Below are 13,302 nucleotides of genomic sequence, written 5' to 3' on the forward strand. Positions count from 1 at the left end.
TTGCGTATAAAAAAGCTTAATGCCGGGCAAGCTGCCACACGCTATAGCCTGTAGTAGCACCCGCGACATCCCATGCAAAATCCTTCCAGCTCCAGCCACTTCCTGCCGGGCGGCTATCCCATAACTCTTTTGATGCCCCCAGGCTTACAGAAAACATAAATCCAAAGGCCGCGCTGCGATCCTGATTAATCCCCTGGTGCTGAGCATATTCGTTACCTGCAGCCGCCAGCATGGCTGAGGCGAGGAAATGCTGCGCTTTATCCTGGCCGTGCCATTCGTCATGGGCCATATGGCTACAACCACTAATGAAAAGAAGACCGAAAAGGGGGAGGTATCGCATTATTATCTCCATTAAAAAGCCCCATCAATGACGGGGCTCAGGGCAAGCGCAGAAGTTACAGTATTCGACTAATCAGCCTGTCGATGCGGATCCGACGCAGACGCCGTATAAGCTTACGTACTTTCACCGGGTAATCGGCGATACTTTGCAGATCGCGATAATGCTGCACAACAGTAGTATGCGTACGGATCAACTCCAGCTCTTTATCACGCAGCGGCGCCAGCTCCTGCTTGGGATCGTGGATCAAAATCGCATTTTCCAGATCCAGTCGCCAGGCGCGTGGGTTAAGATTGTTGCCTGTCAGCAGCATCCACTCCTCATCGACCCACATACCTTTAAGATGATAGCTGTTATCTTCATCTTTCCACAGACGAACAACCAGCTGATCGTTATTGACGTAATACTGCAGACGACTCAGGAAACGTCGCAGGTTGATCTCGTAAAGATACGGCAGCGCACCGATGATCTTGAATGGCTCATTTTCGGGGATGAAAAAGTCATTCGCAGTTTTATCACCGACAATAATCTCCACCTTTTTGCCATCGCGCAGCAGCTGGATGATATTGCGCACCAGTATTGCCGGCAGGTTAAAGTATGGCGTACAGATGGTGAGCTTATGCTCGGTGCACGGCATCAGGTGATAGATAGTTTTATTGAGCAGGCTGGATTTTCCCAGCCCGACGAGCGGCGTTACTGCCAGCCGATCGTTATCCGCATCGCCCTGGAAATGGTAAGACGCATCGCGTAATTCCTGGCGATAAAGTCGGATATCGTTTTTGATTTCCGGGCTTTTCGGACGCTCCGGATTATCCAGACGATTTACGCCGCGCCCTTGTACCAGATTTTGTTTAACCCAGCCGAGCATTACATCCGCCATCTGCGGATTACGGATAAGCTGATAGCGATCGTAACGGTATTTATCGTGTTGATGCAGGTAAACATCATTCAGACTGGCGCCGCTGTACAGCACGCTGTCATCAATAATGAAACCCTTAAAGTGGAGTACGCCGAGCGCTTCACGGGTGTTAACCGGCACGCCGTAAACCGGTACTTCTACGCCAGGATTTTCCTGGGCCATGCGGCAGTACCAGTCTGCGTTAGTATTGGACGCCGCCGCGCCGATGCGTCCACGCTGCGCACGGTGCCAGTCAACCAGTACGCAAACGTCCAGTTCAGGACGCTGCCGTTTGGCATCATAAAGCGCCGATAAAATGCCTTTACCGCCATCGTCCTGCTCCAGATAAAGCGCAATAAGGCAGATGCGGTGCGTGGCACTGGCGATTTTTTGCAGCAGGGTCTCCCGGAAATCCGCAGGAGAGTAGTAAAACGCGACATCATCAACTGACTGAGAGAGCTTAGGTAGTTGGGCAAGGTGTTGTTGATGTTTATTACGCTTGAATTTTGACAACATCACAGTGCGTTTCTTCTCTGTTTATTGAAGGGTCCTCTGTACTAAGCAGACGACAGAAGCGGGCAATGATACCACCAGAGCCAGCCAAAGTGATCAACATTTCCAGTACCTTACTCTTCATTACTCTGCCGTATCCAGCCGGAGCGTCAGGCCAACGATCCCGTCTTCCAGCTGAACATCGACATTAAATCCGAGTTTTCGCGCCAGCGTTACCATGCCACGATTGTTGGGCATAGTAATACCATTCAGGCGTTTAAGTCCGTGATCGCGGGTATAACTGATAAGTTTTTCCAGCAATCGACGCCCAAGGCCGAGGCCTTTCAGATCGGAGCGTACCAGCACAGCAAACTCCGCATCAATGTTATCCGGATCGGAAATGGCGCGCGTCACGCCAAGGATCTCATCACCCTGATCGGTTCGGCGTACAGCCACAAATGCCATTTCCCGATCGTAGTCGATCTGCGTCATGTTAGCTAAATCTTCATGGGTAAATTCATTGATCTCACTAAAGTAGCGATAGTAGAGATCTTCTTTAGTGACTTGCGAAATGAACTGCTGTAGCTGTGGTTCGTCTTCCGGGAGGATCGGGCGAAACAGGCTGCGTTCACCATTTTTCATCTCCACCCACTCTTCCAGATGCTGCGGATAGGGACGAATGGCCAGCCGGCTGTCATTATTGCCATTAAAGGGCGCCAGTTCGAGCGTCACATCAAGGGCGATGAATTCACTCGCCGAGGCAAGAAGAGGGTGGATATCCAGACGCTGGATCTCCGGGCAGTCGACGATCAGGTTAGACACCTGCACCAGCAGCTGGCTCAGCCCGGCAATATCCAGCGGTCTTAACGCGCTACGGCCGCGGATCTTTTTACTCTTGATCGCCTGGATCACCAGATAACGGGCGAGGTTCATATTAAGCGGCGGCAGGGCAACCGCCGCCTGATCTTCTGCCCGCCACTCCACACCGCCTTCCCCTAACATGATCAACGGCCCGAAGACCGGATCGTGCTCCACCACCACGCGAAGCTCCTGTGCCCCGGCACGGTTTGCCATGCTTTGCACCTGTAAGCCATGGATACGCGCCTGCGGCCAGCGCATTTTCACGCGATCGATAATCGCTTCTGCCGCCTGTTGCACTTCAACCGGCGTGCGCAGGTAGAGCATTACCCCCTGCACCTCCGACTTATGGGGAATATCGGGGGAACGCAGTTTTAGCGCCACCGGGTAACCGATCTGCTCGGCAATATGCACCGCTTCGGCGCTATCGCTGGCGATCCAGGTCGGCAACGTCTGCAGGCCATAAGCACGCAGAACGGGCTGCACTTCATGGGTATCCAGCGAGGTCGCCCCCTCCTCAATCGCTTGTTGCAGGAGATGATGCGCTTCAGCGGTATTCGCGGTGAGGTTGCTGGGCAGCGCAGGGGTTTCACGTAACTGCTTCTGGTTACGACGATACTCAACCATATGCATAAAAGCGGTGATACTTCCTTCCGGCGTGCGATAGGTGGGCAAACCCGCTTCGCTGAACAGTCGTCGCGCCTCCTGGGAGGAGAACTCGCCGCACCAGTTGGTTAACACCGAGACATATTTCCCGCGCGGATGCTTTTTCAGCGCGTCTATTAACGCCCGTGCGCTTTCGCTGCCCGGCGCGGCTGCGCTGGGCGCATGGATCACCAGCAGGGCATCCATGTCCGTGCTGTCGAGCAGAATATTCAGCGCGGCAATGTAACGCTCGCTGCTGGCGTCATCGCGTAAATCAAGCGGATTCCCTGCTTCCACATAATGCGGAAGGGCCTCCCGCAAGCGCACCAGTACCTCATCGCTGAGGGTGGCCAGTTTGCCGTTACGCAGCCAGAGTTCATCCAGCGCCAGCGCGGCGGGGGCAGCGCCGTTACTGACGATCATCAGCCGCTCCCCGCGCAGCGGCCGCATATGGCTTAACGTTTCCACGGCGGAGAAGAGTTCATGGGTGTCCTGAACGCGCAGCAAACCGGCGCGCTGAATAGCCGCATCCCAGGCGGGATCCATGCCGGAATGGGCATGCAGCAACCGCTGAGCCTGCGGGCTACGACCGCTTTTGATCACCAGAATAGGCTTGTTACGCGAGGCGCTGCGCGCCGCAGACACGAAACGCCGGGCGTCGCTGAGGTGCTCAAGGTAGAGCAAAATGGCGCTGGTTTTCGTATCCCGGGCAAGGAAATCGAGCAGCTCATCCACATCAATGTCCAGACTGTCGCCAAGCGCAATAAAGTAGGAGAAGCCCATTTCGCGCTGCTGCGCCCAGTCAAGGATGGTATTGGAAACGGCCGCCGACTGGGAAATAAAGGCGAGTTTTCCGCGCCGGATGGGGACGGGAGAGAAACTGGCGTTCAGCCCCTGCCAGGGAGCCAGCAGCCCCAGGCTATTTGGTCCCAGCAGACGCATCTGGTAACGGCCCGCGCAGGCCAAAAGTTCAGCATGCTGTTCCGGCTGGGCGGAAAGAATAATGCAGGTCTTACAACCTTTCTCACCCAGCGCCTCCAGTAATGCCAGATTACGGCTGGCATTGGTGCAGAGCACCGCCAGATCGGGGGTAAAAGGCAGGCTCGGTATATCCGGCCAGGCCAGCACGCCCTGTACCGCTTTCCACGCGGGGGTGACGGGCAGCACGGGACCGGCAAACCCTCCCGCCAGCAGGTTACGCATCATCAGATAACCGGCACGATCTGGTTTCATGGATGCGCCAATAACGGCAATCGACTTCGGACGTAACAGCGCTTCCAGCCCTCGTTGGCTCATACAGGTCTCCGGAAAAGAGCGACCCGATGATTTTAAACGCTTTCTGGATCTTCTGCTGTGATACTGCCCTGATGATGAGGTTTTCCCGCCAGATAACGTTCGCGGAAACAGGAGAAATGATCGCCCAGCGTCTGCGCCGCTTCGGTATCATCCGCCAGATCTAACAGCGCGATGGCGACTTCCGCCGTGCAGTACTGATCGTCCGCATGGGCGGCGCGCAACCGGTAGGCTGATACGCGGGACAAGTCGACGGAAATCACCGGCAGCGCATCCAGCCACGGGCTTTTACGAAACATTTTACGCGCTTCGGTCCAGGTGCCGTCGAGCATGATAAACAGCGGCGGCTTACCGGCGGGCGGGGCGGCCAGCACCTGACGCTCGCTTCCGGCATAGGAGGCGGGAAACACCACCATCGGCTGATAACGGGGATCGGCCACCAGATCCAGCAGCGCCTGCGGCGGTTCGGTACGCGACCACTGAAACGCTGCGGTATCCGGCAAGGTATCGGCAATCAGACGTCCGGTATTGCTCGGCTTCATGGGTTCAGTATCAAACATCACCAGGCAAAAGCGGCTGCGCGCGTCGGCAGGCTGAATGGTATCGCACAGGCACTGTTTAAGGGGCAGCAGACAGCGCTGACAGCGGCGGATGCGATTGCCGCGGGCAAGAAAAGGGCGGGTAGCGCGGGCAAGACGTTCAGCCCGGAGTTGCAGAACAGCGTTAGTTTTCATGAGTGCGCGCAGAAAAAACGCTATTGTCGCAGAGGAAAATACGGGGCACAAGTTGTGCCCCGTCAGATCAGAGTGATTCGTTCAGCCAACTGTCAAAAGGCGCTTTCGGCACGGCGCCGTTTAACATGTCGACGACTTCACCATTTTTGAACAGCATAATGGTCGGAATACTGCGGATACGGAAGCGGGCGCTGAGTTCGCGTTCGGCTTCGGTGTTCACTTTGATAAAGCGTACTTTGCCGCTGCGCTCTTCCGCCACGTCTTCAAAGATTGGCGCAAAGTTACGGCACGGGCCGCACCACGGCGCCCAGAAATCCACCACGACCGGCAGATCGTCCTTGAGCAATTTATCCAGGTTTTCACCGGTGGCGTTAATGACTTCACCATCAAACAGTTCATGACCACAACGCCCACATTTCGCGATGTCATTAACGCGATCCTCGGGAATGCGGTTAAGCGCCTGGCAGCTTGCACATACGGTATTCATAACTAACCTCTGGTAAACCATGGGTACAGGTAGTGACAATAATGTTTCCTGAATGTTAAGTATTATCATTGAAGGTGACACAGACAACAACGCGTTTTGTTCAATGAGTACGATAGCCGCTGGCTTTTAAACGAAGTAATGGCTATGCGACTGCACATCGGGTAATCTGCGCGCTTCGCGCAGCGCTGGTGGAGAAAAGCATGAACGACGAACTAAAGAATAAAAGCGGCAAGGTCAAAGTGATGTATGTCCGCAGTGATGATGATTCCGACAAACGTACCCATAACCCGCGTACCGGGAAAGGGGGAGGGCGTCCGGGATCCTCTCGTGCAGACGGTGGCCGTCGCCCCGCCCGCGATGAACGTAAAGGTTCGGGCCGCGATCGCGATCGCAGCCGTGACCGTGATTATGACGGCGAATCCTCTTCGCCATGGCGTACCGTTTCCCGTCCGCCGGTCGACGCGAGCGCGAAGCCGGAGGCCACGACCGCGGGCGGCAAAGCCTTTGTCGATCCTGAAGTCATTCGTCGCCAGCGCGCGGAAGAAACCCGCGTTTATGGTGAGAACGCCTGTCAGGCGCTGTTCCAGAGCCGTCCGGACTGCATCGTCCGTGCCTGGTTCGTGCAAAGCGTTACCCCGCGCTTCAAAGAAGCGCTGCGCTGGATGGCGGCTAACCGCAAGGCATACCACGTTGTGGACGAAGCGGAGCTGGTGAAGGCTTCCGGCACTGAACACCACGGCGGCGTATGCTTTATCATCAAAAAACGCAGCGGGATCTCAGTTCAGCAATGGGTAGACCAGGCGGGCGAAGAAGATTGCGTGCTGGCGCTGGAAGATGTGGGTAACCCGCATAACCTCGGCGCGATGATGCGCAGCTGCGCGCACTTTGGCGTCAAAGGCGTGCTGCTGGACGACGCGGGCATTCTGGAATCGGGTGCCGCGATCCGTACCGCTGAAGGCGGCGCGGAACACGTGCAAGCCGTAACCGGCGACAGTATTATCAGCGCGCTGGATGCATTCCGTAAAGCGGGTTATACCATAGTCACTACTTCCAGCCATGAAGGCACCCCGTTATTTAAGGCGACGATGCCGAAGAAAATGGTGCTGGTGCTCGGGCAGGAGCGTGACGGGTTATCTGATGCCGCGCTGTCCAGCGCGGACATGAGCATCTCGATTCAGGGTACAGGTAAAGTGGAAAGCCTCAACGTTTCGGTGGCAACGGGTGTGTTGCTGGCGGAATGGTGGCGACAAAACAAAGCCTGATACAAAAATGCCAGCGTAACGCTGGCATTTTTTTTACTCACTTTCTGCAGGCAATACCGGCATCCAGTCGATGGGCTTTTCGCCGTGCTGTTCCAGCCACTCGTTCGCCAGCACGAAATGATTGCAGCCAAAAAAGCCACGGTGCGCCGAAAGCGGCGACGGATGCGGCGCTTTTAACACGTGATGACGCTTGCCGTCGATAATCGCCCCTTTCTTCTGCGCATGGGACCCCCAGAGCAAAAACACTACCCCTTCACGATGTTCATTGATCAGCGCGATCACCTTATCGGTAAAGGTTTCCCAGCCAAGGCTGGCATGTGAGTGTGCCTGCCCGGCGCGCACGGTCAGCACCGTATTAAGCAACAGCACGCCCTGACGCGCCCAGCTTTCCAGATAACCGTGCGTCGGCCGTTCAAAGCCCGGGATCGATTTCTCCAGCTCCTTATACATATTCAGCAACGAGGGCGGGATGGCGACGCCGGGACGCACAGAAAACGCCAGACCATGCGCCTGACCGGGACCGTGATAGGGATCCTGACCTAAAATGACGACTTTCACGTCCCCCAGTTCAGTAAAACGAAAGGCGTTAAAGACATCTTTCTGCGGCGGGTAGATAGTGGCGCCCGCCTGACGCTCGGCGGCGACGGCGTTAAGCGTGTCGATAAAATAAGGCTGCTTTTTTTCTTCGGCCAGCACATCGTGCCATGTCAGTGAAGTGGTCATGCCGCTCTCCAGCGAAAAGTGATAATGCTTAGCTTAACTGCTTATGTTGCCAGAATAAAATTGCCAGGCTTCATAGTGCGAAATTGCCCAAAAAAATTTTAAAGCTTGCAAAATAATTTTATTCATCACAGGGCTAAAATTGATATAAAACAATTATTTCCATCTATAGGCACTTTTGCAGTGTGGTTTTTATTGATTTAAGTCAAAGAATGACGGCTGGCTGACTGGTATATCTACACTCAAGCAACAATGGTTTTACCAATTGGCCGACATCAGGCCGGTTAAAACAAATTATGAAGCCCGGGAGGCATAACATGATTACAGGTATCCAGATTACTAAAGCCGCAAACGACGATCTGCTGAACTCTTTCTGGTTGCTGGACAGCGAAACCGGTGAAGCACGCTGCGTATGCGCAAAAGCCGGTTTTGCCGAAGACGACGTGGTGGCTGTCAGCAAGCTCGGCGAGATTGAATATCGCGAAGTGCCGATGGAAGTGCAGCCGCAGGTTCGCGTTGAAGGCGGTCAGCACCTGAACGTTAACGTGCTGCGTCGTGAAACCCTGATGGACGCGGTTGAACATCCGGAAAAATATCCGCAGCTGACCATTCGTGTTTCCGGCTATGCGGTGCGTTTTAACTCGCTGACCCCGGAACAGCAGCGCGACGTGATTGCCCGTACTTTCACTGAAAGCCTGTGAAAAAGCTTATAAATCAGCGATAAAAAAAGCCGGGTTATTAACCCGGCTTTTTTATTACTCGTTTGTGGTCTCCTGCGAACCGCTTGGCTTGCGGCGCTTACCCACGTTTTTCGCATCGCGATGGCGATTCTTCACCCGCGGTTTCTCTTTTTCTGCTTTTTTCTTCTCGGCGCGTTTCGCCAGCACTTTTTTCGACGGCTTGCCGGTCAGCTTATCGCTTGGCGCACGGGTAGTCGGACGCAATTCATCAATAACGCGGGCTTTCAGCGGCTCGTCAACGTAGCGGCCGACTTTCAGCAGCAGCAGATGATCGTGCGCTTCGACCAGCGAAATCGCCGTGCCTTTACGACCCGCACGGCCGGTACGGCCAATACGGTGCAGATAGATGTCCCCGCTGCGCGGCATGTCGAAGTTGATCACATGGCTCACATCCGGAATATCGATACCACGGGCCGCCACGTCGGTGGCGATCAGCACGTTTACGCGGCCTTCCGTCAGACGTTTGATGCCTTCGGTACGCTTCGCCTGCGGCATATCGCCTTCGAGGTAACAGTTGTTAATACCGGCTGTACGCAGCAGCCCCGCCAGTTCATGCACACGCTCGCGCTTACGCACAAAGACGATGGTGCGGGTCGCATCGTCCTGTTTCAGCAGATGCTGAAGCAGCGCCACTTTGTGATCCAGATTATCGGCGCGGTAATACCACTGATGGATTTTCTTACGCTCGCGTGTGGACGGCGTGGCGGAGACCTCTTCCGGATCCTCCAGCAGACGCTCAGCAAACTCTTTTACCGCATTGCCTTCGAGCGTGGCGGAAAACAGCATGGTCTGTTTGCGCCAGCGCGTTTCGCCTGCAATATGTTCAATATCCTGCGCGAAGCCCAGCTCCAGCATACGGTCAGCTTCATCCAGAATCAGCGTTTCCACCGCGCGGCAGTCAAAGTTTTCTTCTTTTATGTACTGCATCAGACGACCCGTGGTCGCCACCACGATGTCCTGGTTTTCGCTGAACACTTCCGCGTGGTTCATATAGGCGACACCGCCGGTAATGGTGGCGATGTCCAGATGGGTATTGGCGGCTAACTCACGCGCATGTTCTGCAACCTGCATGGCCAGTTCACGGGTCGGCGTCAGGATCAGAATACGCGGCGGCCCGGATTTTTTACGCGGGAAGTCGATCAAATGCTGCAACACGGGCAGCAGGTACGCCGCCGTTTTACCGGTGCCTGTCGGCGCAGAACCGAGTACATCACGGCCTTCCAGCGCGGGCGGAATAGCAGCCGCCTGAATGGCAGTCGGGCGTGTAAACCCTTTATTCTGGAGCGCTTCCAGAAGGGTTTCATCGAGTTCAAGTTCGGAAAAAGTCGTTACAGTCATGTTCTACCTCTGTGTGGGGCGCTGATTATAGACGTTATGGCTGCAATCTTCATCTGTTTGTGTGGATAAGCCTTCCCCGGCTTATCGCTTTCACCTATGCTACCCCGGTTTCATTAAGAAGGTTGTAAAGAATGTCGCCAGGCAAAACGTTGCTTCGTCGTGATGGATTCACGTTTAAACAGTTCTTTGTCGCGCACGATCGCTGTGCGATGAAAGTCGGTACTGATGGTGTTTTACTGGGGGCATGGTCGCCCGTGGCAGGCGTTAAACGCATTCTCGATATCGGCACCGGTAGCGGCTTGCTGGCGCTGATGCTGGCGCAGCGCACCGGCGATACGGTAGCCATTGATGCGGTAGAACTGGATGAGGCCGCAGCCAGTCAGGCCAGGGAAAATGTCGATGAATCACTGTGGAAAGCGCGCATTCAGGTGCACAGCGCCGACATTCAGCAGTGGGTGAAACAGTGCACCCAGCGTTACGATCTGATTGTCAGTAATCCGCCTTATTTTGAGAAAGGCGTTGAGTGCGGCAGCCCTGAGCGTGAGCAGGCGCGTTATACCACGACGCTGGATCATGCAGCGTTACTGGCCTGCGCGACAGAATGCATTACCGAAGAGGGCTTTTTCTGCGTGGTATTGCCGGAAAATATCGGCAATGTCTTTACGCAAAACGCGCTGGAAGGCGGCTGGCATCTGCGCCTGCGCACCGATATTTCCGACACTGAAGGGCGACTGCCGCACCGTGTGCTGCTGGCATTCTCCCCGACGCAGGGAGAATGCTTTAGCGACCGGCTGGTGATCCGCGGTCCCGATCAGCGCTATTCCGAAGGCTATACGGCGCTGACCCAGGCGTTCTACTTATTTATGTAAGCCTGGCGATAACACCGACGGCCCGGAGGCAGGCAACAGCGCCGGGTAGTCGAGGGTGTAATGCAATCCGCGACTCTCTTTGCGCATCATCGCGCAGCGCACAATCAGCTCCGCCACCTGTACCAGATTCCGTAACTCCAGCAGATTGTTGGAGACGCGAAAATGGGCATAGTATTCGTCGATCTCCTGTTGCAACATCTGTATCCGCCGCAGCGCACGCTCCAGCCGCTTAGTGGTGCGCACAATGCCGACGTAATCCCACATCAGTAAACGCAGCTCATGCCAGTTATGCTGGATCACGACCCGTTCATCGGCGTTATCCACACGGCTTTCGTCCCAGGCGGGCAGGGCGGCAGTGTCACGTACGTAGGGCATACGGCGGGCAATATCTTCAGCGGCAGACCAGCCGTACACCAGGCATTCCAGCAGGGAATTCGACGCCATGCGGTTTGCGCCGTGCAGTCCGGTGTAGCTGACTTCACCGATCGCGTACAAGCCGTCGACATCGGTGCGTCCGGCCTCATCCACCATGACCCCGCCGCAGGTGTAATGGGCGGCAGGGACAATGGGTACCGGCTCACGGGTCAGGTCGATCCCCAGACTGAGCAGCTTTTCATAGATTGTCGGGAAATGCTGGCGCACGAAGGCTTCCGGCTTATGACTGATGTCCAGATACATGCAGTCAGCGCCGAGACGTTTCATTTCATGATCGATGGCGCGGGCGACAATATCCCGCGGGGCCAGTTCGGCGCGCTCGTCAAAATCAGGCATAAAGCGGGAACCGTCCGGGCGCTTCAGCAGCGCGCCTTCGCCGCGCAGCGCTTCGGTGAGCAGAAAATTACGTGCCTGCGGATGGAAGAGCGCCGTGGGATGAAACTGGTTAAACTCCAGATTCGCCACCCGACAGCCAGCACGCCAGGCCATGGCGATACCGTCCCCGGAGGCAATATCCGGATTGGTGGTGTACTGATACACTTTTGAAGCGCCGCCGGTGGCCAGCACTACCGCTTTGGCTTTACAGGTTTCCACCACTTCTTTATTGCGATCCCAGATCCAGGCACCCACCACGCGACGCGTACCCGGCAGGCCGATTTTATCGGAGATAATGAGATCGACCGCGTTAGCGCGCTCTAGCACCCGAATATTCGGATGGCTCAGCGCCTGGCTGACCAGCGTGGTTTCCACAGCTTTGCCAGTGGCATCGGCGCTGTGCAAAATACGGCGATGACTGTGCCCGCCCTCACGCGTCAGGTGATAACCCTCAACGCCGTTGGGTTGAGTGTGGGTATCGAATAGCACGCCCTGATCGATAAGCCACTGCACGCAATGACGGGCATTGCTGGCGACAAACTCGGCCGCATGGGGATCGACAATACCGGCACCGGCGATCAGCGTATCTTCCACGTGCGCCGCGATACTGTCGGTTTCATCAAACACAGCGGCAATGCCGCCCTGGGCATAAAAAGTGGAACCTTCGCTGACCGGGCCTTTACTCAGTACCAGCACGTTATGGCGTTCAGCCAGACGCAGAGCCAGCGACAGACCGGCAGCGCCGCTGCCAATAATCAGCACATCACAGGCGTGTTCAGGTGTTGTGTTCATTTCGTGTTTAATTTACTAAACAAGGTTGTCGCAGCATAGCACTGCCACTCCCAACAGAGCACCTGTTTTTTAAGGCTGTGTTATAGGTACTAAACAGGTTATATCAGACAGCGCAGATAAAAAAAGTGAAATTAATTTGCGAAGCAGAGCGTTAGCAACAGATAAAGAGATGAAATCGGGGGCGCGTTGCGTTACTCTTCAGGCGGTTAATAATGCCTTTATTGCTGGTCAAAGTACGTGGTTTAAAGTCCGTAGACTTATAATGAGTTATAACCAACAGTTTGCGAAACGATACACAAAAACAAAGGCGTAACGGAACTATTCACGAAACCTATTCTCTAATGACCTGCTTGCTCATAGTGCAGTATTGGAGTGGCGTTTCGATTACGCGTGGAAACAGGGTTTGGGGAGACATTACCTCGGATGAGCGAGCAGTTAACGGATCAGGTCCTTGTTGAGCGGGTCCAGAAAGGAGATCAGAAATCGTTTAACTTACTGGTAGTACGCTACCAGCATAAAGTGGCGAGCCTGGTCTCACGTTACGTGCCGTCTGGCGACGTGCCGGACGTGGTACAAGAGTCCTTTATTAAGGCCTATCGTGCGCTGGATTCATTCCGGGGAGATAGCGCTTTTTACACCTGGCTGTACCGTATTGCGGTGAATACCGCTAAAAATTATCTGGTGGCTCAGGGGCGTCGTCCGCCGTCTACCGATGTTGATGCAATTGATGCGGAAAACTTCGAAAGTGGCGGGGCGCTGAAAGAAATTTCGAACCCTGAGAACTTAATGTTGTCTGAAGAATTGCGACAAATTGTTTTCCGCACCATTGAGTCGCTCCCTGAAGATTTACGCATGGCTATCACCTTGCGGGAGCTGGATGGTTTGAGCTATGAAGAGATAGCCGTCATCATGGATTGTCCGGTCGGTACGGTTCGTTCACGTATCTTCCGTGCGCGGGAAGCCATTGATAATAAAGTTCAACCGCTTATCAGGCGTTGACGATAGCGGGATACTGGAAAAGGTATTT

The 13,302-nt window shown here is 55.0% G+C and carries 13 protein-coding genes; 5 read left to right on the forward strand and 8 right to left on the reverse strand.

The features are described 5' to 3' along the window. Positions 1 to 16 precede the first annotated feature (16 nt). The 5 genes from ACQUTD_RS14720 to trxC all read right to left on the reverse strand — a co-directional run bounded on the left by ACQUTD_RS14720 (position 17) and on the right by trxC (position 5,744). A complete protein-coding gene (locus ACQUTD_RS14720) occupies positions 17 to 340 on the reverse strand; it encodes a YfiM family lipoprotein (RefSeq protein WP_072569508.1) in 324 nt (107 codons plus the stop codon). Positions 341 to 395: 55 nt separating this feature from the next. Then, the gene (pssA, locus tag ACQUTD_RS14725; RefSeq protein WP_415877744.1) at positions 396 to 1,748 is read right to left on the reverse strand and encodes a CDP-diacylglycerol--serine O-phosphatidyltransferase; all 1,353 of its coding nucleotides are present in this window, start codon (positions 1,746 to 1,748) and stop codon (positions 396 to 398) included. 123 nt (positions 1,749 to 1,871) lie between these two features. Then, positions 1,872 to 4,526, reverse strand: coding sequence for a GNAT family N-acetyltransferase (locus tag ACQUTD_RS14730; RefSeq protein WP_473277274.1), 2,655 nt, complete (start codon positions 4,524 to 4,526; stop codon positions 1,872 to 1,874). Between the two features lie 32 nt (positions 4,527 to 4,558). After that, positions 4,559 to 5,257, reverse strand: a complete 699-nt coding sequence (locus ACQUTD_RS14735) for a tRNA-uridine aminocarboxypropyltransferase (RefSeq protein WP_072569395.1) — start codon at positions 5,255 to 5,257, stop codon at positions 4,559 to 4,561. A gap of 67 nt (positions 5,258 to 5,324) precedes the next feature. Then, positions 5,325 to 5,744, reverse strand: a complete 420-nt coding sequence (gene trxC / locus ACQUTD_RS14740; protein ID WP_072569394.1) for a thioredoxin TrxC — start codon at positions 5,742 to 5,744, stop codon at positions 5,325 to 5,327. 200 nt (positions 5,745 to 5,944) lie between these two features. Here trxC and ACQUTD_RS14745 point away from each other — a divergent pair, with 200 nt between their 5' ends. After that, on the forward strand, positions 5,945 to 7,006 hold the full coding sequence (locus ACQUTD_RS14745; protein WP_473277275.1) for a tRNA/rRNA methyltransferase: 1,062 nt from the start codon (positions 5,945 to 5,947) through the stop codon (positions 7,004 to 7,006). Positions 7,007 to 7,039: 33 nt separating this feature from the next. Here ACQUTD_RS14745 and ung read toward each other — a convergent pair whose 3' ends face one another. Further along, entirely contained in the window at positions 7,040 to 7,729 is a 690-nt protein-coding gene (gene ung / locus ACQUTD_RS14750; protein ID WP_473277276.1) for a uracil-DNA glycosylase, read from the reverse strand. Positions 7,730 to 8,043: 314 nt separating this feature from the next. Between ung and grcA the strand changes: the two genes are divergently transcribed. Further along, positions 8,044 to 8,427, forward strand: a complete 384-nt coding sequence (gene grcA, locus ACQUTD_RS14755; protein ID WP_072569391.1) for an autonomous glycyl radical cofactor GrcA — start codon at positions 8,044 to 8,046, stop codon at positions 8,425 to 8,427. A 54-nt stretch (positions 8,428 to 8,481) separates the two neighbouring features. Here the strand turns inward: grcA and srmB are convergent, their stop codons facing one another. Further along, positions 8,482 to 9,804 (reverse strand): ATP-dependent RNA helicase SrmB, encoded by a 1,323-nt coding sequence (gene srmB / locus ACQUTD_RS14760; protein WP_321987884.1) that lies wholly within the window; start codon positions 9,802 to 9,804, stop codon positions 8,482 to 8,484. 131 nt (positions 9,805 to 9,935) lie between these two features. Between srmB and trmN the strand changes: the two genes are divergently transcribed. Continuing rightward, positions 9,936 to 10,673, forward strand: coding sequence for a tRNA(1)(Val) (adenine(37)-N(6))-methyltransferase TrmN (gene trmN / locus ACQUTD_RS14765; protein WP_473277277.1), 738 nt, complete (start codon positions 9,936 to 9,938; stop codon positions 10,671 to 10,673). Here the strand turns inward: trmN and nadB are convergent. After that, on the reverse strand, positions 10,662 to 12,275 hold the full coding sequence (nadB, locus tag ACQUTD_RS14770) for an L-aspartate oxidase (RefSeq protein WP_318376217.1): 1,614 nt from the start codon (positions 12,273 to 12,275) through the stop codon (positions 10,662 to 10,664). The genes trmN and nadB overlap by 12 nt on opposite strands. A 367-nt stretch (positions 12,276 to 12,642) precedes the next feature. On the opposite strand from nadB, the gene rseD reads away from it, so the two are divergent. Next, positions 12,643 to 12,702, forward strand: a complete 60-nt coding sequence (gene rseD, locus ACQUTD_RS14775) for a rpoE leader peptide RseD (protein ID WP_234007236.1) — start codon at positions 12,643 to 12,645, stop codon at positions 12,700 to 12,702. After that, the gene (rpoE, locus tag ACQUTD_RS14780) at positions 12,699 to 13,274 is read left to right on the forward strand and encodes an RNA polymerase sigma factor RpoE (RefSeq protein WP_072569387.1); all 576 of its coding nucleotides are present in this window, start codon (positions 12,699 to 12,701) and stop codon (positions 13,272 to 13,274) included. Before rseD ends, rpoE begins: the two co-directional genes overlap by 4 nt. Positions 13,275 to 13,302: the final 28 nt, after the last annotated feature.

Source organism: Enterobacter sp. K510 (assembly GCF_055804875.1).